This window comes from Sorangium sp. So ce363 (genome assembly GCF_051520435.1).
GTDB lineage: Bacteria > Myxococcota_A > Polyangia > Polyangiales > Polyangiaceae > Sorangium > Sorangium cellulosum_B.
This window is the reverse complement of sequence record NZ_CP150333.1, coordinates 9468505-9490405: the sequence shown is the minus strand read 5'-3', so window position 1 is coordinate 9490405 and position 21901 is coordinate 9468505. Positions and strand designations below refer to the sequence as shown.

The 21901-nt window shown below is 72.3% G+C and carries 14 protein-coding genes; 6 read left to right on the top strand and 8 right to left on the bottom strand.

Going from position 1 to position 21901, the window contains the following annotated elements; translation table 11 throughout:
* Positions 1-235: 235 nt before the first annotated feature.
* The gene (locus WMF12_RS35650; RefSeq protein WP_437852442.1) at positions 236-1501 is read left to right on the top strand and encodes a hypothetical protein; all 1266 of its coding nucleotides are present in this window, start codon (positions 236-238) and stop codon (positions 1499-1501) included.
* 167 nt (positions 1502-1668) lie between these two features.
* Positions 1669-3468 (top strand): hypothetical protein, encoded by a 1800-nt coding sequence (locus tag WMF12_RS35645; RefSeq protein WP_437852441.1) that lies wholly within the window; start codon positions 1669-1671, stop codon positions 3466-3468.
* 22 nt (positions 3469-3490) lie between these two features.
* Here the strand turns inward: WMF12_RS35645 and WMF12_RS35640 are convergent, their stop codons facing one another.
* Positions 3491-5086, bottom strand: a complete 1596-nt coding sequence (locus WMF12_RS35640) for an ATP-dependent DNA ligase (protein WP_437852440.1) — start codon at positions 5084-5086, stop codon at positions 3491-3493.
* Positions 5087-5858: 772 nt separating this feature from the next.
* On the opposite strand from WMF12_RS35640, the gene WMF12_RS35635 reads away from it, so the two are divergent.
* Positions 5859-6896 (top strand): D-alanine--D-alanine ligase, encoded by a 1038-nt coding sequence (locus tag WMF12_RS35635; protein WP_437852439.1) that lies wholly within the window; start codon positions 5859-5861, stop codon positions 6894-6896.
* Positions 6897-6980: 84 nt separating this feature from the next.
* Here WMF12_RS35635 and WMF12_RS35630 read toward each other — a convergent pair whose 3' ends face one another.
* On the bottom strand, positions 6981-7631 hold the full coding sequence (locus tag WMF12_RS35630; protein ID WP_437852438.1) for a hypothetical protein: 651 nt from the start codon (positions 7629-7631) through the stop codon (positions 6981-6983).
* Positions 7632-7910: 279 nt separating this feature from the next.
* Between WMF12_RS35630 and WMF12_RS35625 the strand changes: the two genes are divergently transcribed.
* A complete protein-coding gene (locus tag WMF12_RS35625; protein ID WP_437852437.1) occupies positions 7911-8534 on the top strand; it encodes a hypothetical protein in 624 nt (207 codons plus the stop codon).
* 217 nt (positions 8535-8751) lie between these two features.
* Here WMF12_RS35625 and WMF12_RS35620 read toward each other — a convergent pair whose 3' ends face one another.
* The 3 genes from WMF12_RS35620 to WMF12_RS35610 all read right to left on the bottom strand — a co-directional run bounded on the left by WMF12_RS35620 (position 8752) and on the right by WMF12_RS35610 (position 10872).
* Complete coding sequence (locus tag WMF12_RS35620) at positions 8752-9213, bottom strand: DoxX family protein (RefSeq protein ID WP_437852436.1); 462 nt, start codon at positions 9211-9213, stop codon at positions 8752-8754.
* Between the two features lie 32 nt (positions 9214-9245).
* A complete protein-coding gene (locus WMF12_RS35615; protein ID WP_272104521.1) occupies positions 9246-10169 on the bottom strand; it encodes a sigma-70 family RNA polymerase sigma factor in 924 nt (307 codons plus the stop codon).
* Between the two features lie 76 nt (positions 10170-10245).
* Complete coding sequence (locus WMF12_RS35610) at positions 10246-10872, bottom strand: NAD(P)-dependent oxidoreductase (RefSeq protein ID WP_437873927.1); 627 nt, start codon at positions 10870-10872, stop codon at positions 10246-10248.
* A 270-nt stretch (positions 10873-11142) separates the two neighbouring features.
* Here WMF12_RS35610 and WMF12_RS35605 point away from each other — a divergent pair, with 270 nt between their 5' ends.
* A complete protein-coding gene (locus tag WMF12_RS35605) occupies positions 11143-12621 on the top strand; it encodes a PLP-dependent aminotransferase family protein (protein ID WP_437873926.1) in 1479 nt (492 codons plus the stop codon).
* A 114-nt stretch (positions 12622-12735) separates the two neighbouring features.
* Positions 12736-14268 carry a hypothetical protein gene (locus tag WMF12_RS35600; protein ID WP_437852435.1) on the top strand — a complete coding sequence of 511 codons (1533 nt, stop codon included), beginning with the start codon at positions 12736-12738 and terminating at the stop codon, positions 14266-14268.
* 338 nt (positions 14269-14606) lie between these two features.
* On the opposite strand, the gene WMF12_RS35595 is transcribed toward WMF12_RS35600, so the two are convergent.
* The 3 genes from WMF12_RS35595 to WMF12_RS35585 all read right to left on the bottom strand — a co-directional run bounded on the left by WMF12_RS35595 (position 14607) and on the right by WMF12_RS35585 (position 21726).
* Complete coding sequence (locus tag WMF12_RS35595) at positions 14607-18704, bottom strand: Kelch repeat-containing protein (RefSeq protein WP_437852434.1); 4098 nt, start codon at positions 18702-18704, stop codon at positions 14607-14609.
* Between the two features lie 54 nt (positions 18705-18758).
* A complete protein-coding gene (locus WMF12_RS35590) occupies positions 18759-19244 on the bottom strand; it encodes a hypothetical protein (protein WP_437852433.1) in 486 nt (161 codons plus the stop codon).
* 151 nt (positions 19245-19395) lie between these two features.
* Positions 19396-21726: an alpha-amylase family glycosyl hydrolase gene (locus WMF12_RS35585; RefSeq protein ID WP_437852432.1), complete on the bottom strand. Its 2331-nt coding sequence runs from the start codon at positions 21724-21726 to the stop codon at positions 19396-19398.
* Positions 21727-21901 lie beyond the last annotated feature (175 nt).

Here is a 21901-nt window from a genome sequence, read left to right as displayed (position 1 = left end):
GGTGGGGGCCGGCAGCACGAGTGAGGGCGGTGGCCCAGGTGAGGGCGGTAGCCCCGGTTGGGGCGGCAGCACGAGTGAGGGCGGTGGCCCCGGTTCGGGCGGCAGCACGAGTGAGGGCGGCGGCCCCGGTTGGGGCGGCGGCACGGGTGAGGGCGGCGCCCCGGACGGCGGCGGGGGATCGCTGCCAGCAGACGCCTGGTATCGGCAGATCTCGAGTCCCGATGGCGAGTGGGCCATGGCCCTCGCGATCGATAGCGAAGCAAACGTCGTCCTGGCTGGCAGCTCGATGGGAACGGCCGACTTCGGCGCGGGCGCCACGCCGCTCGTCGGCTTCGAGGACCCCTTCGTCGCCACGTATGCAGACGACGGCGCCCTGCGCTGGGTCCGGCGCTTCCGTGGCTACCAGGCGATGGTCACGGGGGTCGCGGTCGACCGAAACGACGGCATCGCCGTCGTCGGCCACTACGCGGATGGTCCTCTCGCGGCCGGTGACCTCGTCCTGGAAGCGCCGGAAGTAGACGACCCGGAGGTCGCCTTCGAGACGGGGGTCCCCTCGTCCGACATCTTCGTCCTCGCGCTCGATCGGGACGGCAGCCCGCGCTGGATGCACCGCCTGGGCGGCGGCGGCATCGACCAGGGAGGCCGCGTGACCGTCGGTCCCGGAAACGACGTCTTCGTGGCCGCCCAATCCGCGGGCCGCCTCACCCTCGCCAGGATCTCCGCCGACGGGACGACCCGCTTCACGACGGACGTGGGAAACCTGTCCGGACTCGCCCCGTTGTGGGCCCCGATCGGCGGGCTGGCCGTGGACTCCCATGGAGACATCTTCGTCGCCGGCGACTTCACCGGCGACGCCGACCTCGGCAGGGGCACCACCCTCGGGCTGAAAGGCAATCAGGCCTGGGTGGCGAAGTACTCTGGGGAGGACGGCGCCCACCTCTGGTCGAGGCACTTCGGCAAACCCAGGGACCTGGGTTCCAGCGGCGGCGATCTGGCGAAGGCGCTGATCGTGGACGAGCACGGCGACGTGCTGGTCGCCGGTCAGATCGAGCAGGGCGCCGACCTCGGCGAGGGACCCATCGGCGATGTCCTACGCGGCGCGTTCCTCATGAAGCTCGCCGGCGAGGACGGCGCGATCCGGTGGGTGAAGTCGCTCCCGACGTCCGGGGTCCGCTCGACCAGCCTCTCGTTCGCGCCCGACGGCCGGGTCGCGCTCATCGCCTCGTTCGGCGCGCCCCCCGACCTCGGCAGCGGCGCGTTGGACGAGCTGGGAACCTACGTCGCCACCTACGAGCCAGACACCGGCGCGTTGGTCGCGCAGCGGCGGCTCGCCGAGCTCGGCACCGAGCTCGGGGTGTCTGCCGACCCCGCCGTCTCCGTGCTCGACGCGAAAGGACACCTGTCGATCGTGGTGAGCTTCTACCGCGAGCTACAGACCGGCTTCGGCACCCTGAAGAGCAAAGGCTGGACCGACATCCTCCTCGCGCACCTGCCGCTCTGAGACGGACGGCTCTCTCCGAGCGTCATCCGTCCCTCTCCGCCTCCTCTCGTCCGGCCGCAGCAGGGAGCGCGCGAGTCGCTTTAAGAGGGGATTAAGGGGCGGTCCTGCGGCGGGGACCTAGCCTGTTCGGCGGAGGTCACGCCATGCGCACCATCGCTTCTGCTCTGTTGATCCTTTTCCCTACCATCCCCCTCGCCGGATGCGGTGAGAGCCGTGAGCCCGAGCCGGTCGCCGCATCGAGCAGCGCCAGCAGCGCGGGATCCGGAGGAGCCGGCGGCGACGGCGTGGCGGGCGGGGGCGCTGGCCCAGGCGATGGCGGCGGAGGCGCTGGTCCAGGCTGGGGCGCCAATGGCGGCGGGGGCGCTGGCCCAGGCGATGGCGGCGGAGGCGCTGGTCCAGGCTGGGGCGCCAATGGCGGCGGGGGCGCTGGCTCCGGCGATGGCGGCGGAGGCGCTGGTCCAGGCTGGGGCGCCAATGGCGGCGGGGGCGCTGGCTCCGGCGATGGCGGCGGAGGCGCTGGTCCCGGCGGCGGAGGCGCTGGCGGCGGAGGCGCTGGCCCCGGCTGGAGCGCCGATGGCGGCGGAGGCGCTGGCCCCGGCGGTGGCGCTGATGGCGGCGGCGGCGCCGATGGCGGCGGGGGCGCCGGGGGATCGCTGCCAGCAGGGGCCTGGTACCGGCACATCATTGGACCCCGTGATCATTCTGCCGCGGCCCTCGCGCTCGATGGCGGCGCAAACGTCGTCCTGGCTGGCAGCGCCCTGGGAGGGGTCGACTTCGGCGCGGGCCCCACGCCGCTCATCGGCTTCAAGGACCTCTTCGTCGTCAAGTATGCAGACGACGGCGCCCTGCGCTGGGCCCGGCGCTTCGGCGGCTGGCTGGTGTCGGCCACGGGGGTCGCGGTCGACGGAAACGACGGCATCGCTGTCGTCGGCGACTACTCGGGAGGTCCGTTCGACGCCGGAGCCCTCGGCCAGGTAGATCCAGAACCACACGCCCCGGATGTCGCCGCATCCGGCATGTTCGTCCTCGCGCTCGATCGGGACGGCGCCACGCGCTGGGTGCACCGCCCGGGCGACAGCGGCTCCGCCCACGGAGGCCTCGTGGCCGTCGGTCCCGAAAACGACGTCGTCGTCGCCGCCGACTCCGGAAACCGCCTCTCCCTCGTCAAGCTCGCCGCCGACGGGACGACCCGCTTCGCCACGGACGCTGGAAACCTGTACCAGGCCGCCAAGTTGGTGGTCCCGCCCCCGATCGGCGGGGTGGCCGTGGACATCCATGGCGATATCCTCGTCGCAGGGACTTACTCCGAGGACGACATCACCGGCGGGACTTCGGACGGGGTGACGGGCGGCCTGGTCTGGGTGGCGAAGTACTCGGGGAAGGACGGCGCCCCCCTCTGGTCGAGGCGCGTCAGCGCATCCCAGGACATCGGGCTGGGCAGCGGCAACGTGGCGCAGGCGCTGAGCGTGGACGAGCACGGCGACGTGCTGATCGCCGGCCAGCTCGCGCGGGGCGCCGCCCCCGGCGGGCGCCCGCCGAGCTACGGCACGCGCGGCGCGTTCCTCGTGAAGCTCGCCGGCGAGGACGGCGCGATCCGGTGGACGAAGGCGTTTCCAGCGCTGGCCGAAGAGGTCGGCTCGGCCAGCCTCTCCTCCGCGCCCGACGGCCGGATCGCGCTCATCGCCTCGTTCGGCGCGCCCACCGACCTCGGCGGCGGCGCGCTGGACGAGCCGGGGATCTACGTCGCCACCTACGAGCCAGGCACCGGGGCGTTCGTCGCGCGGCGGCGGCTCGTCGAGCTCGGCACCATGAACGGGTCCTTCGGCCGCACCGCCTCCGCGCTCGACGCGAAAGGACACCTGTCGATCGTGAGCAACTTCAACAACAGCGACGCCCCACAGACCGCCTTCGGCGCCCACACGGGCCTGGGCTTGAATAGCGTCCTCCTCGTGCGCCTGCCGCTCTGAGGCGGGCGGCGCTCCCCGAGCGTCAGCCGTCCCCCTCCGCCTCCTCTCCTCCCTGCTCCCTCCGCTCGGCCGCCTCGCCCGCGAGCGCTCCCGCCTGGATCGCCGGCACATCATCGATCGTGCTGGCCTCCCCCGCACCCTTGTCAGGCCGGTATCTCCTCACCCGCGCAGACCGCAGCGCGATCCCCCCGGGGTACCGCGGACTCGCCTGCACGCCGTCAAAGGCGACCTCGACGACGACCACCGGCCGCACGTACACCGTGTCTGCGTCGCGGCCGATCTCGAGCTCCAGCAGCCGCTGCGTCTGCCACGCGAGCACCTCGTCCGTCATGCCCTTGAACGTCTTGCCGAGCAGGACGAAGCCCCCGGCCGCGGGATCGCGCGCCCCGAGGTGCAGGTTGCTGAGCAGCCCCCGGCGCCGGCCGGTTCCCCAGTCGGCCGCGAGCACCACCAGGTCGAGGGTGCGCGCCCGCTTCACCTTGAGCCATGAGCCGCGGCGCCGCCCCGCCTCGTAGGGCGCGGCGAGCGACTTGGCGATCACGCCCTCATGGCCGCGGGCGAGCGCGTCGGCGAAGAACGCCTCGGCCTCGGCCGCCGTCGGCAGCTCGATGCGCGGGACCCGCAGCGACCGGTCGAGCACCTGCCGGAGCGCGGCGGTGCGCTCGCTGCCGGGCCGGTCGAGCAGATCCTCGCCGTCGAGGTGCAGCACGTCGAAGAACAGGGCGCGCAGCGGCAGCTCGGCGCGCAGCGCGGCCGCGTCGTGCGCGCGGCCGAAGCGGCGCATCGTGACCTGGAACGGGTGCGGCGCGCCGTCCGGGCGAAAGGCGAGCGCCTCGCCGTCGAGCACGACCGAGCGGACCGGGAGCGCCCGGACGATCTCGACAATCTCGGGGACCGCCTTCGTGACCGGGCCGAGGCCGCGGCTGAAGACGCGCACCTCGTCGCCGGCTTTGTGCGCCTGCACGCGCACGCCGTCGAGCTTCCACTCCAGCGCCATCGCGCGGAGCTCGCTCAGCGCCGTCGCGACGTCATCGGCCGACTGCGCCAGCATCGGCTGCACGGGGCGAAGGAGCTGCAGCGAGAAGCGCTGGAGGCCGAGCGCCCCCTCGAGGAGCGCGGCCTTGGCCACGTCCGCCGCGTCGCCGGCCAGCATCACCGCGCGCCGCAGCGAGGCCGGCGGCACCCGCGCAGCGCGCGCCACCGCGTCGATCATGACCGGCTCGAGCCTCTCCTGGCGGAGCTCGCCGGCGAGGAGCCGCGCGAAGAAGTCCCGCTCGAGATCGGTGGCGCGCGCGAACAGCCCCGCCAGCGCCGCGCGGCGCTCCCCCCCGGCCGCCGGCCCCGAGGCGCGCGCGATCTCCGTGAAAACCGCGTCGGCGTCCCCCAGGGTGAGCGCAGGCTGGGCGACGGAAGGAGAGGCCCGGCGGGCCTCTGCGAACACCGAAGGCCCGAGGCCGAGCCGTCCCTGGCGCAGCCGACCGGTGAGCCAGTCGACGCCGATCTGCACCTCCGCGGGCGAGAGGCGGCGCAGGAGCGCGGCGAGCGCGCCGATCTTCTCGACACGGCGAGAGAGCGCGGCGACACGCTCGGAGGTGGCGACAAGGTCGGAAACGAGCACGCGGGCAACCCTACCCTGGCACCTCGAGAGCTCACGCTCGACGGGTCTTTTGACGAGGCCGCTGCAGGGTGTCCTCCGCAACCGAGCCGGGGAACTCCGCAGGATCGAACCTGGCCCATGGGCGCCAAGTGTTCTCCGCATGGGCCGAGAGAGCCTACCAAAGGGTGTAAGGCCGCGGAGCAGAAAAGCGCTCTCCCGCGCCGGAATGATGGTCACTCCCGCTTGCAACCACTTGCGGGGAGGGGCGAAGAATTATCATGTCATCTGCAGGCGAGTGCCTCGCTCGGCCGCCGCCGGCGCCGCGAGCAGGCGAGAGCGCGATCGCCTTTCAGAGGATCTCGTGTGCCGGATCTCGGGTGCTGCGCGCCATCGATTCGCGAGGTGCGAAGCGCCCGACGCGCCTGCACCGCCCCGCACGGGAGGGCGCGCGGAGCTGCCCCGCCGTGGCCGCAGACTCCCGAATACGCCGCGAGATGGCCCCAGCTGCGCCCGTCTCCCTCGACGGCGCGATCGCTCCGTTTAGTTGACCTCCGCCGCGGGCCTTGATACCGGGTTGGCGGTCGGCACGCCGTGGGCAGGTGAACACGGCGGGCGGGCGCGGTTTTCCTCAACCACAGCTCAGGAATAGCGCCCTCCGCTGACAAGGCCGAGGATTTTGGCCTTGGGAGCAGCTGGCTTGGTTTTTGCGCAGCACCTCTCCGGCAGCTGGACTGTACTGGAAGGAGCTGACGTGGTGTTGGTGTCCGCACGGGAAGGCGACGGAGGTTCTTCGATGGTGGAACGGCAAGTCCGGAAGCGGGTGGGCGTCGTGATGGGCGGCTCGTCGGGTGAGCGCGACGTGTCCCTGCGCTCGGGAGCGGCCGTCGCCGAGGCGCTCGAGGCCCGCGGGTACGATGTCGTGCGGATCACACTCGGGGACAGGTTCGGCGCGGAGCTCTGCGCGACGCTGCAGCGCGCGCGGCTCGACGCAGCGTTCCTGGCACTGCACGGACGTCTCGGTGAGGACGGGTGTGTGCAAGGTGTCCTGGAGCTCGCCCAGGTTCCGTACACGGGGTCGAGCGTGCTCGCGAGCGCCCTCGCGATGGACAAGCTGAAGGCCAAGGAGATGTTCCGGCTGCACAACGTGCCGACGCCTCCCTACTACACTGTGGGCGCGAATCAGGACCTCGAGGAGCTCGATGCCGTCCATGGCTCGTTCGGGTTCCCCGTCATCGTCAAGCCGCGCGGCGAGGGGTCGAGCCTCGGCGTGACCAAGGTCGGATCGCTCGAGGAGCTGAAGTCGGCGCTCGCGCTGGCGTTCGAGTTCGACGACGCCGCCATCGTGGAGCGGTTCGTGGCGGGGACCGAGGTCAACGTGGGGATCCTGGACGGGAAGGTCCTTGGTGCGATCGAGATCGTCCCGAAGAAGGGGCTCTATGACTACGAGGCCAAGTACACGCCGGGCATGACCGAGTACCACATGCCGGCGCGCCTCCCGCCGACCCGCTACCGCGGCGTCCTGAACCTGGCGGAGCGGGCGGCCCAGGCGCTCGGGTGCACGGGCGCGGTGCGGGTGGATCTGCTCGTGACCGGCGGAGAGAACGAGTACGTGCTCGAGGTGAACACGCTGCCGGGCATGACCCAGACAAGCCTCCTGCCGAAGATCGCGGAGGCCGCAGGCTACGAGTTCGGCGACCTGTGCGAGGCCATCCTGGCGAGCGCCAGGCTGCACCAGCCGGTGCGGCGCCGCGCGCCCGCCGCCTCGGAGCTGCGGCTCGGCGAGCGGGGACAGGCCGAGAAGCGGCTGCGCCTCGTGAAGTCGGCGATCTGAAGCGAAGGCGAGCGCGGCTCCGGGGCCCCTGCCGGAGCCGGGGCGCGGCCGGCAAATCCAGGCGTAACCCGAACAGTCAAGCGCTCAAGGCACCCGCTTCATCGTGATGAAGTCGGTCGCCATGCCCTCGACGATGGGCTTGAGCTTGAACACGTCGCCTTCACAGCGGTACTCGAAGAGGGTTCCGGGGCGGTCCATGCCAGAAAAGGCGTTGGTCGCGGGCACGGGCATGTCGCGGCCGCCGAGCGTGGCCTTGGTCTCGACGCGCAGTCCGCTCATGTCGGCGCGCGTCGTCTTCCAGCGGCCAGGGCCCGCGGGCTCGTATTCCGCGCTCGAGCGGCCGTTCATCTTGAGCGTGATCCTCAGGGCCATCCCCGCCGTGGGCGCCTCGAACACGTTCTCGACGCCGCCCTCGCTCGTCTCGCAAACGTAGCTGCCACGCTCGTTGCCGTTGAACGTGCAGATGTACTTCCCGCGCTCGCTGACGACGCGCGCGCCCGACGAGCTGCGCGCCAGCGTCTCGAGGAACATATCGGCATAGTCGTATTCCCACTTGCCTGCCGGGCAGCTCGCCGCCGGCGCCGCGGCGGACGCGCCGCTCGGGGCAGGCGCGGCCGGCGCGGCCGCGGCGGTCGCGCCCGCGGACGCAGGCGCGCTCGCGGACTCGGAGCGGTCACAGGCTGCGAGCGCAGCGATCGACACCACGGTGAGCGGGAGCAGGTGCGGACGTGTCATGCACCGAGAGTACGCGCCCAGGCGCGCAGTTGCACGCATCCTCCCCGGCGGGGCGTGTCGCCCTCGATGCAGACCCCGAGCCCGTCGCAGAGGGGGCCTCGGCAAGCGGACATCATCCTGCGTGGACCGAGCGTCTGGGAAGAGCTTACGCCTCGAGATCGCCCGGTCAGAGCCCCTGCGACACTTCCACACGATGCCTGAGCGGCATCGCCGGACCGCAGCGCTGCATATCTCAGCGGACGGTTGACGCGCGAGGGGACCGTGCCATCTCATGAAGGGATGCCCTGGTGTCTTCGCCGTCTCGCGCTCGTCGCTCTGCCCGCCGCGACGGCCGGGCTGAGCGTGGGGTGCAGCTTCCCCGACGCCGTCTTCACCGGCCAGACGAGCTCTGGCGGCGGAGGTGCGGGCGCCACCACGTCGTCGGACGCGGCGGGCGGCGACAAGGGCGCGACCTCGTCAGGCGGCGGCGAGGCGATGTCGCGCTCGGGCGGCGGCAGCGGCGGGGCGACGTCCAGCTCGGGCGGCGGCGGCGAGGTGACCTCGGGCTCGGGCGGCAGCGGCGGCGGGATCCTCGACTGCGACGCGGATGGCGACGGGTATCTGTCGACCGCCTGCGAGGGCGGCACCGATTGCGACGACGGCCAGGCAGAGGTCCACCCCGACCAGCCCAATACGTTCCATGACACGCCCATCCGCCCCGGAGGCAGCTTCGATTACGACTGCAGCGGCCATGACGAGCCGCAGATCTCCGCGGTCCATTGCGAGTCTGGCGGGCTCTGCCCGAACGCGTCGAACGTGTACCTGCTCGACGTCGGGTGCGGCGAGCCAGGCCCGTTCGGGAGCTGCAATATCCTCTGCCAGCAAGACGTCACGTACAGCGGGCTCAAGCGTGCCTGCCATTGAGGCTGCCAGCGCACGTGCACATCGTGGGATGTCAGCCCGGCGGGAGCAGTGCGAGCAGCGCTCTCGCAGCAACCTTCTTGTCGAAGACAAGCACGCCCTTCTCCCTGGGCGAGCGCGTCGGGAGCACGGAGGAGAGCGCGCCGGTGCCGCCCGCGGCGATGCAGGACGGTTGCGCGTGAGCGTACCGGCACGTGCCGTCGTCACGCTTCTTCGACGTTCAACCCAGCACACTCCGAGGAGCAGCTCCGCCGCCCGCCCGCGTGCGCTCCAGCTTGTGATGATAAAGGTAGGAAACGACAAGGATACCGAAGAACGTCCAGTGCGGCAGGATGAGCCAGCGACTGTCGCCGCTGGAGAGATGGGCGATATCCGCGGAGACGAAGGTGAGGCCGAAGCCGAAGTAGGCAAAATCTTTGACCTTGCTCGGTACCACAGGGATCAAGAGGGCCAGCGCGCCCAGCCCCTTTGCGACGGTCAGCTCCACCCTGAACCAGTCCGGGAGGCCGAGGTGCCGGAAAGCGTCTCTCTGCTCTTCGTTGAAAGCAAAGTTGTACGAGCTCCACAGCATGAGAGCTGCGATGAGCCCCGTCGTCGCCCAGTAAATGTATCTGTCTTTCTTCATGGCCATCATCTCTTTAAAAAAATGAGCGCCGACATCGGCGCGCTTCCTGGAGAGCACCCGGCGGATCCGTCGGCTGACTCGGCAGCTGGTCACCCAGGCGGGCGAGGGCTCGACGTGGCCGACCGCCGCCCGAGGTAGCGGAGCCGATCGAGGTCGGCGTGGAAGAACACGCGCTGGATCTTCCCGTCGGCCACCGCGAGGAGCAGCGCCGCGAACGGTCGGTCGCCGGTCCAGAACACGATCGCGGGTTGCCCGTTGAGCTCGTGCTCTTCGATCTGGAGCTGGCCGGCATTGCGCGCCGTGGCCGCGACGATGAACGCGGCAATGCGCGCGGCGCCGTGCAGCGGCTGAGGGAGGTTGCGCTGGCGCTCGACCACGCGGCCTCGGGGCCCCCCGTCGGTGATCATGATCGCGTCGTCGGCGAGGAGATTCACGAGCACGCGAATGTCGCCCGCCAGGGTGGCGCTCAGGAAGGCCTGGAGCAGGCGGTGATGGTCGTCCGCTCGTGCTACGAGCATGCGCCGCTCGACGGCGAGGTGCTGGCGCGCGCGCTCGAGCAGCTTGCGACACGCAGGCGCGTTGTTGCCGACGAGCTCGGCGATCTCCCGGTGGTCGAAGTCGAAGACGTCGTGGAGCAGGAGGACCGCTCGCTCCGCGGGCGTCAACCGCTGGAGCACGACGAGGAACGCCATCGAGACTTGCTCGAGCTTCTCGAGGCTGGGCATCCCCCCTTCGTCGAGATCCACCGGCTCCGGCAGGCGATCGGCGCGGCTCTCCTCGCGGCGCGCCCTGGCGGAGTCGAGCTCGTTGAGGCAAAGGCGCGTGACGATCGTCACCAGATACGCTTTCGGGGAGTCCGCGTCCCCCGCGTGACTTTCCCAGCGCAGCCACGCCTCTTGCACCATGTCCTCGGCCCGCCCGAGATCACCGAGCATGCGATACGCCAGAGCGATGAGGTCCTGCCGGCACGACTCGAAGGCAGCCACGCGGCGCGCTGAAGAAGGAGCAGTCATTGGAAGGGTCTGGCCTCCACGAGCAAAACGAACACCATCGGAGGGAGCGAGATTGTCGCACGTGCAGGCTCACGCGTCATCGCGCCGCGCCGGCGAGCCCGACGATCTCCCGCGAGTGAGTGCCTTGCTCCACACAATCGAGCAGGAACGTGGCTACCGCACGGAAGGACATTTCCCAGGCGCCTGCGGGGAGCGCATCGCGCTCGCTCCGGTACGTCTCCGCCGACGTCTTGATCAACCGCGGTGGTCTGGCGATCGTCCAGTCGAAGTTGGTCGCCCGAACCACGGCCTCCATCGCGACGAGGTCGCGGATGTGGTGCTGGAGCAGCCAGCGAAAGACGACGAACCGCAGCGCTTTTTCGGGGAACAGCAGCGCCGCGGAGACGCTGCCGAGCCGCCCCACGCCGGCCGTCTTCATCGCCGCGACCGTGGTGGCCGCGCACTCGGCGAGCAGGGTGCTCCGCCGGAACGCCTCGCGCCCACTCGGGCCGAGCGCCGAGAGAACGGCGTCGTGTCCCCGAAGCGCGGGAGCGAGCTTTTCGACACGCAGCGGGTCGCCCTCGATGACGGTGAGCGCTTTGTCCCGGCGGGCAATCTTCCGGGGCGAGCGGACGAACGCCGTCACCTGGTGACCTCGCGCCAGGGCGAGATCCACGATCTGCGTTCCGGTGCTGCCGGTCGCGCCGAGCACGAACAATCGCATGGTCATGACCTGAAGACCGGGCAGCTCGCGAAAGCGTGACGAGATGCCAGACGAAGCGTCACGAATGCAACATGGCTCACTTCGACAACTGCCTCCCCGGACGCGGCCGGCCTGCCGAGGCTGGCCACCGGCGCGCGTCGGCCCATCGACACGCGCGTCGCGGATCTCGCGCGCGGCGCGCCTCGGTTGACAGATTCCGGGCGGCGGGGCATCGAGAGCTCGGGGGCGGGCGCCAGGGCGCCCCGCCCCTCCGACGCAGGCACGGGCGGCGTGGCGGTGACCCGAGAACTCGTTCTTCAGCTCGGCGCGGCGGGTCAGGGGCCGCTCTTTCTGCAGATCGCGCGGGCCATCGTCGAAGACATCGAACGGGGCCGCCTGCGCCCCGGCGAGCGGCTGCCCTCCAGCCGCAAGCTCGCCATCCAGCTCGGCGTGCACCGCAAGACCGTGATCGCCGCGTTCCTCGAGCTCGCGCGCCAAGGTTGGATAACGAGCGCGCCCGCCTCCGGCACCTACGTATCGAGCGACCTGCCCGCCAAGCTGCCCCCCTTCCGCCGACGAGCCCTCGCCGACCGGGCCGGGTTCGACCTGCCCGGACGCCCCTTGCCGGCCCCGTCCTCGACCCCGCGCGCCGGCCTGCTCCTGCTCGGCGGGGTGCCCGAGCTCGGCTTCGTGCCGAGGCTGGAGCTGTGCCGCGCCTACCGCCGCGCGCTGCTCGGCGCCGGGGCGCGCGCGCTGATGGACTACGGCGACCCCCGGGGCGAGCCGCGCCTGCGCCGGGCGGTCGTCGAGTCGCTGACCCGGGCGAGGGGCGTGCGGGCGAGCGTCGAGTCGGTCAACATCGTGCGCGGCAGCCAACAGGGCCTCTACCTCGCGGCGCGCGCGCTGCTCGAGCCGGGCGACTGCGTGGCGATCGAGGCGTACAGCCACCCCGCCGCCCGCGGCGCGCTCGAGCTCTCGGGCGTGGAGCTCGTGCCCGTGCCGCTCGACGGCGAGGGGCTCGACGTCGCCGCGCTCGAGGCCCTCTGCGCGGCCAGGCGGGTCAAGGCGGTCTACACGACGCCCCACCACCAGCTACCCACGACCGTCACCTTGACCGCGCCGAGGCGCGTGCGCCTGCTCGAGCTGGCGCGGCGCCGGCGCCTGCTCGTGCTCGAAGACGATTACGACCACGAGTTCCGCTACGAGGGGCGGCCGGTGCTGCCCCTCTCGTCCGCCGACCGCCACGGGGTGGTCGTCTACCTGGGCACCCTGTCGAAGATCTTGGCGCCGGGGCTGCGGCTCGGCTTCGTCGTCTCCACCCCCGACGTCGCCGAGCGCATCGCGGCCTACCGGGCCTTCGTCGACCACCAGGGCGACCACGCGATCGAGCGCGCCGTCGCCGAGCTGCTCGAAGACGGCGAGATCGATCGGCACACGCAGAGGGTCCGGCGCGCCTACCGCGCCCGCCGCGACGCGCTCTGCGAGGCGCTCGCGCGCCACCTGCCCGGGCTCGAGTTCGACCCCCCCAGCGGGGGCATGGCCCTCTGGGCGCGGGCCCCCGGCGTCGACATCGACGCGTGGGCCCGGCGCGCGCACGCGGCGGGCGTCTCCTTCCAGCCCGCGAGTCACTTCGCGCTCGGTCGCTGGCCGCTCGACTTCGCCCGCTTCGGCTTCGCCGCGTGCGACGAGGCCCAGCTCGCGGACGCGGCGCGGCGGCTCGCGCAGACCTTGCCGAAGGCCCGGTCGAGGCCCGCGGGTGATCGTCCCTGACGCGCGCCTCGCTCCCCGCGGCGCGCGGGCGACTGGACTACTCGACATCGACGATCTGGCCCCAACGTAGGGTGCCTGCGTGGGCTAGGGTCTGACCGAATAGGAGACCCGAACATGGTCAAAGCTTTCTTCGCCAGCGTGACATTCGGCGCGGCATTGCTCGGCTGCGCCCAGACCGAGGCGCCGAACCCGCCCCCCGCGGAGGGGGAATCGGAGAGCCAGGCATCGCTCACGACGTCCACGAAATGGCTGGTGCAGCCGGGCGCGCGCCTGGTCTTGCTCGGCGTCACCAGCGACAATCACGCCCTCTACCAGGAGGGAGAGCACGTGTACGCGACCGCGCTCAAGCCGGGCGCGACGAGGCAGCGAGTCGCCCAGGTGCCCTTCGGGAACACGGCGTTCGTCTACACCGTCGGCAAGGTCGCGTTCTGCTGGACCAACCCCGACCGGACCTTGCCCGGCTTCGGGGTCAGCCCGCTCGTCGTGTGGAGCGCGGCATCCGGCCCGCACGAGGCGTCCGCCGCCTCGCCCATCGGGACCTTCGCGACCTCGGCGAGCGCCGACGGCCGCTCGGTGCTCTTCCCCACCCATGGCAACGCCGACGGCAGCGTCGGCGACGTCGAGCTCGCCTCGACCGACATGAGCGAGCGCACGACGCTGCTCGGCGCCGTGCCGATGGGCTTCCCCCTGGGGTATTGTCGGCCCTTCGCCGCGTTCGTGGGCCGCCACGGCCGCTCGCACCCGGTCGCGCTGCACTGCGAGGGCGCCACGAGCTCTGCCACCTTGTCGAGCTGGGAGCGGGGCGAGAGGGTCGACCTGTTCAGCGGCGTCGCGACGCCCCCCTTCTTCAGCGCCGACGCCGACGGCGGGTCGTTCTTCACGACGCTGGCGGGCTCGGGGCATCCCGTCGTCGTCTCCGACGACGGCGAGGTGAGCGCGCTCGACGAGGTGCGCTCGAGGATAGGCTTCTTCACCAAAGGCAGCTTCGTCGTGTACACCGCGCAAACGGAGGCCGGCCTCGAGCTGCGCCGCGCCACGCCGGGCGACTGTCCGTCGACCGAGACCATCGCCGACGAGGTCGGGGGCATTCTCACCGTCCTGGCCGGGTCGAAGGTCATCACCGACGCGTGGGCGTCGCCGGACGGCAGCAAGGTGCCCTTCTTCACCCAGCGCGACCCGGCGACCGGCCTCTCCGACGTGGCGCTCGCCGACGCCCGCGGCGGTACCCCGCCCCTGTCGGTCGACCCGCAGGCGCGGAACGTGCTCGGCGGCCCGCCCTTCAGCGCCGACTCGAAGCACTTTCTGTTCGCCCGCATCGTCGACCTGACGGCCGGCACCGCCCCCCTCTTCGCCTCGGCCGAGGGCGGCGTGCGGCAGTTCAGCGACGACGGGGGCTGGAGCTACCTGCCGGCCGTTCGCGGCCTCGTGTCGTTCAACGACAACACCCACTTCGACGCGGAAGACTTCGCGAGGTCGACGGCCGACCTGAAGGTCGTCGACCTGTCGCGCAAGCACCTGAAGCCTCGGCTCATCGCGCCGGGGGCGAACCTGACCTACTTCAGCAGCCACGGCGGCCGCCGCCTCGCCTTCACGACGGACGTCCCCGGTACGACGGCTGGCCTCTATTCCGCCGGGGTCGGCGAGTAGGCGCGCAGAATCGGCGAGTCGGGCCCGGCCAGCGCGGGCGCTCGTGCGACCGCGGCGGCCCGAGGCGACGGGTCGGCCGTCGCGACCACGGCAAGCTCAGGGGCAGTCCCGCAAACGCCTATTCGTTGGGCCCGCGTTGGGTCCATCGCTTCCGAGGGGTTGCGATCGGCCGTCACATTCCCCCAAAGCTGCCGCAAAAGCTCCGGCTCGCGACGGTTCGCCGCCGCCAATTCGTCGCCCAAGTTCGTCCCTGGTTGCGCGTGAGCGAGGCATGACCGAACCGCCCGGGAGCCTGTCGGAAGGGCACGACCAGCGAGAACTCGGCGAACGGCGGTAAATCAGCCTGCCTTGCGGAAACCCCTGGACCGCGCGGCGAGCAGCGCGGCGAGGAGGAGCCAGGGCACGGACGAGCCACCCGCGTCAGGGCCAGCGCCACGCGCCAGAGCGCAGCCGTTGCCGTGCGCGCGCGGCGGGGCGCTCCCCTCCGGTGCAGGCGCCGGAGCCGCGCCACCGGCGTCGCCGCCGGACCCGCCGGACCCGCCGGAGCCATTCGCGGCGGCGTCGCCGCCCTGGCCCCCGCCGCCCTGGTCCCCGCCGCCCTGGCCCCCGCCGCCCTGCTCCCCTCCACCCTGGCCCTCGCCACCCGCGCCGCCTCCGGAGCCGCTGGCGGCCTCCGCGAGCAGGCAGCCCCCGGCGATGCACTCGCCGCCTGGACAGGGCGCTCCGTCGAGCTTGTAGCGCCTGTCGCAGGCGCCGGTGGCCGGTGCGCAGACGGCGCGCCGGCAGGTGGACGTGTCGGGCTGCGGGCACACGAAGGGATCGCCGCCGACGCAGGCGCCGTTCTGGCAGGTATCGGTCTGCGTGCAGGCGTTGCCGTCGTCGCAGGGCCTGCCGTCGGGCTTGCGCGGGTTGTCGCAATCGCAGGCGTCGCCGACCCCATCGCCGTTGACGTCGGCCTGGTCGGGGTTCGCGACGAGGGGGCAGTTGTCCGCCGTATCGGCGACGCCGTCGGCGTCGTCGTCATCATCGCAGGCGTCGCCGAGGAGGTCGCCCGCCGACAGGCTACCATCGGTGTTGGCCTGGAGCGTGTTCGGGACCGCAGGGCAGTTGTCCTCGCTGTCGGCGATGCCGTCCTCGTCGGTGTCGAGCGCGCAGGCTCCGGCCCTGCACTGCCCGCTGAGGCACTCCTTGGGGAGCGAGCACGCGGCGCCGACGGGCTTCTTCGGCAGGCAGTCGCCGCCGGTCGCCGCGCAGTAGGCCGAGTCGGCGCACTGGGTGTCAAAGGTGCAGCCCGTGAGACAGGCGCCCGCGACGCAGCGGTACTCGGCGCAAGAGCGCGTGTCGCCCTCGGCGCAGGCCCCGAGGCCGTCGCAGAGCGGGGCCTCGACGAGCTCGGAGGCGTCCTTGCACGAGGCCGCGCCGCAGGGGGCGCCCTGCGCCCGCAGCTGGCAGCCGCCGCGGCCGTCGCAGAGGCCGGTGGTGCCGCAGGAGGAGGCAGGCTCCGCGGCGCAGTCGTCGTCCGGATCGGCGCCGGCCTGGATGGGGCCGCATGCGCCGTCGGGGCCGGCGCCCTTCTTCGCGGCGGAGCACGCCATGCACGCGCCCGCGCAAGGGACGTCGCAGCAGACGCCGTCGACGCAGGAAACGCCGGCGCAGTCCGCATCGGTCTCGCAGGGAGCGCCGGGGAAGGCAGGGGTGTAGATCTCGGCGCTGGCGATATTGAGCTCGGCGCTGGAGATGTAGATGCCGAGGTTCACGCCGCCGGTGACCAGGACCTTGCCATGGCGCAGCAGGGTCGCCGCGTGTTGAGATCGCTCGATGTACATCGTCCCTGCCGGAGACCAGCTGTCCGTGGCCAGGTCGTACACTTCCGCGCTCGCGCTGCGATGGCCATTGACAGGGGCATTGCCCGCGACCAGGACCCGCCCGGCCAGGAGCCGCGTCGCCGTGTGGTTCTGGCGCGCGGTGCTCATGGGCGCTCGCATCGTCCAGCGATCCGTCGCCGGGTCGTACAGCTCCGCGCTCGCGAGCCCGCTGATTCCCTCCACGTCCGGGGAGCCGCCCACGACCAGGACCCGCCCATCGTCCAGCAGCGTCGCCGTGTGCGCCCGGCGCGCGGCGATCATCGGTGCTGCCGCTGTCCAGCCGCGCTCGCCGGGGCTCCAGATCTCTGCGCTCGGGGCGTCACCGCGGGGATCGTAGCCGCCTGTGACCAGGACCCGCCCGTCGCCCAGCAGCGTGGCCGTGTGCCCCTGGCGCGCGGCGAGCATCGCCACCGCTGCGGTCCAGGTGCCTTCCGCCGGGTCGTAGATCTCCGCGCTCGCGAGGTTGACGTAGTCGGCCCCGAGGCCGCCTGTGACCAGGACCCGGCCGTCGTCCAGCAGCGTGGCCGTGTGGGCCTGGCGCGCGGCGATCATCGGCGCTGCCGCTGTCCAGCTGCTCGTCATGGGGTCGAAGATCTCCACGGTCGCGAGCGCGCGCTCCTCGTTGCTCCCGTAGCCACCCGCGACCAGGACCCGCCCGTCGTCCAGCAGCGTCGCGGTATGGCTATAGCGCGCGTCGCGCATCTCCTTGGCCGCGGTCCAGGTGCCGTCGGCCGGGTCGTAGATCTCCGTGGTCCTGGGGTCGATGAATTCGGCCCAGCCGCCCGCGACCACGACTCGCCCATCGTCCAGCAGCGTCGCCGTGTGCGCGTAGCGCGCGTCGCGCATCGGCGCGGTCTCCGACCACGGGCTCGTGCCTGGCGGGTCGTAGACCTCGGCGTTCGTCTCGACGCCTTCATTGCCGCCCGTCACGAGCACGCCGCCGCGCGGGAGCAGCGTCGCCGTATGAGAGCCGCGGCCGACGGCCATCGCGGGCGCGTTCGACCAGCCGCCATCCACCGGGTCAAACATCTCCGCACTCGCGAGGAACGCGCCGGGATGCGTCAATCCGCCCGTGACCAGGACCCGCCCGTCGTCCAGCAGCGTCGCCGTGTGGTCAAAGCGCCTGAAGCTCATCGGCGCCGTCGCGGTCCAGATGCCCTCCACCGGGTCGAACAGCTCCGCGCTCACGATGGACGTGCTTTCGTCGTCGTTCGTCATCCCGCCCGTGACCAGGACCTGCCCGCCGTCGAGCAGCGTGGCCGTGTGCCCTCGGCGCGCGGCGTTCATCGATCGCGCCGGGGTCCAGGCGTTCGTCGACGGATCGTACACCTCCACGGTCGCGATCTCGCCCTCCCCCCCGAAGCCGCCGGCGACCAGGACCCGCCCGTCGGCCAGCAGCGTCGCGGTGTGCCCGTATCGCCCGGTGCTCATCGGCGCCGTCGCGGTCCAGATGCCCTCGCGCGGGTCGAACAGCTCCGCGCTCTCGAGGAACTTGCCGTCGTTCCAGCCGCCCACGACGAGGATCCGCCCGCCGTCCAGCCGCGTCGCCGTGGGGCCCTGGCGCGCGACGTTCATCGGCCGCGCTGGCGTCCAGCGGTCCTCCGCCGGGTCGTACAGCTCCGTGCTCGCCACCGCTCTCGATCCATCGGAGCCGCCCACGACGAGGATCTGCCCGCTGTCCATCAGCAAGGCGGCGTGATCTTGGCGCGGCGCGCTCATCGGCTGCGCTGGCGCCCAGCTGTCGTCCGCCTGGTTGTACAGCTCCGCGCTCGCGAGATAGCTTTCGCCACCCCAGCCGCCCACGACCAGGACCCGCCCGTCGTCGCCGCCCAGCAGCGTGGCCGTATGCCCGGCGTCGCGCCTCGTGGCCATCGCCCCGACGGCGCGCCACAGCGGATCCACGAGCAGGAGCTCCCCCGACGCCTCGACAAGCAGCGCGATCTCCGCCCCGCGCGCCTCGAGGCGCGCCGCGATCGGCCGCCCGCCTTCCGCGAACGCTCGCGGCGCGGTGACGCGCAGCCGCGGCGTCCCCGCCGCGTCCACCACCTCGACGGCCTCGCCGCGCTGCCGCAGCGCCGCGCCGTCCACCTCCCAGATGGCCGCGGGCTCACCCGCCGGCACGGCGCCCGGCGCCACGGTGAGCCATTCCTCGATGCCCCCGGCGACCGCCCGCCAGAACGACGCGCCGCCCGCGCGGCCGTAGATCACCGCGCCGTCGACGACCGCCCCCGGGCCGGACGCGCCGGCCTCGCGCACCCGCACCTCGAAGCCGCCCGCGCCCGAGAGCCGCATCCAGCCGCCGCCGTCGCGCGGCAGCTCGGCCTGGAGCCGCGGCCCGCGCCCCGCCAGGCCAGGCGCGCCCAGCGCGAAGCCGCCGCCGGTCGCCACAGGCGCGCCGGGAGCGCCGCTGCCCAGCACCTCGGCGGCCTGCGCCGGGAACCGGCGCTGTACGAGCGCCGCCGCCGCCGCGCCGTCGTGCCCCGCCGCGCACCCGAGCGCGCCCATCCATCCCACAACGGCCAGCACCAGGACGGCCATGACCAGCACGCGAAGACCCGACCCAGCTCGCATGCTGGCGAATGTCTCACGCGGTCAAGTCCGCAACAACAGCGCCGCGAGCGCGGCTCACACGAGCGATGTGCAGATCCCGAGCCGGGGATGATAGACCCCGACTCGGCGCTTGCCGCCCCGCGTCTCGGGCGTCACGAGGACCACCACGCTCCTGTCGAGCGGCGCGTTCGCGCGAATCCGCACGTGCTGGCCGGCGACGACGACGTGCCAGATGTTCACCGTCCCGTACCTCGTCACGACGGCCCCCTCGTAGATGTGCGCCGCCGACGGCGCGCCGCGGAGCGCCAGGCGGCAGGCGGTGTAGCTACCCAGCACCTGATACAGGAGCACGAACGGCATGACGCCGAACGAGACCGTGAGGAGCATCGCGACGAAATCGATGTGCCGGTAGAAGGCGCCGACCCCGAGCAGCCCCGCCCAGAAGAGCAGCGAGTACCCCACGCCGGCCAGCTGATGCCGGACATGCCGCAAGGTCGCCCAGGGGCGCGGGGGCGGCGCGCGGAGCTCCTCGGGCAACTGGCTCGCGTTGGGTGGCTGCATGTCGTACCGCTCCGACATACCCGGGGCGGCTGCGGAGCTCAATCGGACAGCGCGCGAGTCGCCGCGTCCTTCCGCGCTCCTCCAGCCGCTTCGCCGCCTCCGCTGGGCCTGCGCTCGCCGCCGGAGCCCGCCCCCGCCGGCCTGCCAGCGATCACGGCGCGAAGATCACCGCCCCGCCCGGCGGGACGCTCATCGAGAGCACGCCGGTCGCGGAGACGACCTCGCTCGCGCCGCCGAGCGCGTCCCTGAGCTCGGTGCCGGGTGGGAGGCCGAGCGCCTGGGCGACCTCGACCGAGATGCGCTGCTCGGTCCCCGCGCGCGTCAGCGCCACCACGGCGGACTCCCCCAGGCCGTGCCGGCGGCCGAAGACCAGCGTGTCCTCCGTGGCGGTGAGGTTCACGTAGGCGCCGCGGCGGAGCGCGGGGATGTCCCGGCGCGCGGTCCCGAGCGCGCGCACGAAATCGAGCGTCTCCAGCTCGTCCGCCGTGAGATCCTCCTCCGGACGCCACATGCCGCGGTTGTTCGGGTCGGCGCCGCCCCACGCGCCGTACTCGTCGCCGTAATAGAGCAGCGGCGCGCCCGGGAGGCCCAGGAGCCACGCCATCGCGAGGCGCGCCCGCGCGTACACCTCGGGCGACTCGGGCGCTCCCGCGGTGTCCGACCACTGGCGGCCCGGGACCTCCCGGCCGCGAGGCCCCGCCTCGTCGCGGTAGTCGGCGAGCGTCGCGAACCGGGCCGTGTCGTGGCTGCCGATGTACGGCGTCATGATCGCGCCCTCCGGCCACCGCCGCTGCCCGTGCTCGACCCAGTACGCGGCGTGCAGCATGCCCTCCTCGCCCCAGCCGAACGTCCGGTAAGAGACCCCGTGATAGAGGACGAAATCGAGCTGGCCGTCGAGCCCCTGAGGTCCGATGTACCTCGCGATCGTCCCGTAGTTCTCGTCGTTGCACGGGTCGGCGCAGTCGCTCCAGCCCATCGCCGTCTCGCCCATCAGGAAATAACGTGTGCCGGCCGGCTCGAACGCCTCCCGGACCTCCGCGGCGAGGTTGCGCGTCGCGATCTCCTCCACGTGCTTCACGGCGTCCACACGGAGCCCGTCGAGATCGAACGCGTCCAGCCAGTGGATCGCGTCCGCCACGAACGCGGCGTTGGCCTCGGGGACCGTGTGGTCCACGTCGGGGAGATAGCTCGCGAACATGCAATCGAGCGCGTGCGACGTCCAGTCGCACCCGTCCGTCCCGCAGACGCACCCCGTCCTGAACCAATCCGGGTGAGACGAGACGTACTCGTGATCTTCGTGGACGTGGTTCACCACGAAGTCCTGGAGGACGCGGATCCCGTGGCGGTGCGCCTCGGCCACCACGGCGCGGAGCGCCCCGGCGCCGCCGATCCGCGGATCCACCTCGCGCGCCTTGATGGGCCAGTAACCGTGATATCCGGTGACCTGGTGGACTCCATCGCTCGCCAGGTAGGCGCCGGCGGGGTTCTCCTGGAACGGCGTGAGCCAGATGGCCCGCACGCCCAGCGCGTCGAGCGTGCCGTCCTCGATCGCCTGCCGCAGCCCCTCGAGATCGCCGCCGGCCCAGTCGCCCCGCGGATCGGCGCCCGGCGTGGCGGGCGGGTTCAAGGCCGGATCGCCGTCGCGGTAACGATCGGTGACGACCATGTAGATGAGCGCGTCCTCCCAGGAGAACGGCTCGGCCTCGACCCAGAACACCAGCCGGAGCGGCTCACCGGCGCGGCCGCTCCGGGTCGCCCCGCGGAGGGTGACGCGGTATTTGCCGTCGCCGAGGCCTCCCAGCTGGATCCGCACGTCGCCGCGCGCGTCGACCGAGAGCTCCTGATCCGTGAGCGGGCGCGCCTCGCCGCCCTGGCCCTGTAGAACCGCCTCGAACGAGGCCGCCTCCGGGCCCGCGCCCTCGATGCCGTCCCGGTAGACGAGCCGGGCCTCGAAGGCGCCCTGTCCGGCGGCAGGCCGCGTCGCCTGGCTGGACGCGACCGAGAACGACGGGAGGCGGCAGTCAGGGACCTTGACGGCCGAGTTCTCGACCCCGTCGACGTACTTGCGGCGCCCCTCCGCCGGGTCGAGCACCCACGAGACCTCGCCGCCGGACCGATAGGCGATCTTGTAGCCGTGAAGCCCCGGCGGCAGGTCGACGGTGGCCACGAGCCGGCCCTGCGTACCGCCCTGCAGCTGCGGGGCAGCGCCGAGATCGAAGCCGTTCCACTCGCCGGGGACGCGGACATCCGTGGCCCCGGGAGGCGCGTTGAACGTGAACGAGGTCGGACAGAGCACGTTCACGTACTGCGCACCGCCGCCAGCCCCGCCAGCGCCTGCGGCCTCGCCGCCTGCGCCGCCTACGCCAGCCGTCTCGCCGCCAGCAGCACTGGCGCCTGCCGTCCCGGCGCCGCTCGTGCCCTTCCCCTGGCCCGCGTCGAGCTCGCGATCGCCCCCGCACGCGAGCGGGACGGCAGGGAGCATGATGGCGGAGACAGCGGCGATAATGACGGCAGAACGGCGGCGCGACATGGCTTCGAGCAGTATCCGATCGCGAGAGGCATGTCAGCGCGCGCGTCGCCCTGAACCACCGCAGCCGTTGCGGAGAACAGCGATGCTCCGCCCATGCTGTCGCGTCGCTAACAGGCGCGCGCAGGTT

What these genes read in the sequence shown, in the direction of transcription:
- WMF12_RS35650 (WP_437852442.1), top strand. Translation starts at nt 236, where the DNA reads ATGGCCCTCGCGATCGATAGCGAAGCAAACGTCGTCCTGGCTGGCAGC.
- WMF12_RS35635 (WP_437852439.1), top strand. Translation starts at nt 5,859, where the DNA reads ATGGTGGAACGGCAAGTCCGGAAGCGGGTGGGCGTCGTGATGGGCGGC.
- WMF12_RS35630 (WP_437852438.1), bottom strand. Translation starts at nt 7,631, where the DNA reads ATGACACGTCCGCACCTGCTCCCGCTCACCGTGGTGTCGATCGCTGCG.
- WMF12_RS35625 (WP_437852437.1), top strand. Translation starts at nt 7,911, where the DNA reads ATGCCCTGGTGTCTTCGCCGTCTCGCGCTCGTCGCTCTGCCCGCCGCG.
- WMF12_RS35615 (WP_272104521.1), bottom strand. Translation starts at nt 10,169, where the DNA reads ATGACTGCTCCTTCTTCAGCGCGCCGCGTGGCTGCCTTCGAGTCGTGC.
- WMF12_RS35610 (WP_437873927.1), bottom strand. Translation starts at nt 10,872, where the DNA reads ATGCGATTGTTCGTGCTCGGCGCGACCGGCAGCACCGGAACGCAGATC.
- WMF12_RS35600 (WP_437852435.1), top strand. Translation starts at nt 12,736, where the DNA reads ATGGTCAAAGCTTTCTTCGCCAGCGTGACATTCGGCGCGGCATTGCTC.
- WMF12_RS35595 (WP_437852434.1), bottom strand. Translation starts at nt 18,704, where the DNA reads ATGCGAGCTGGGTCGGGTCTTCGCGTGCTGGTCATGGCCGTCCTGGTG.
- WMF12_RS35590 (WP_437852433.1), bottom strand. Translation starts at nt 19,244, where the DNA reads ATGCAGCCACCCAACGCGAGCCAGTTGCCCGAGGAGCTCCGCGCGCCG.
- WMF12_RS35585 (WP_437852432.1), bottom strand. Translation starts at nt 21,726, where the DNA reads ATGCTCCCTGCCGTCCCGCTCGCGTGCGGGGGCGATCGCGAGCTCGAC.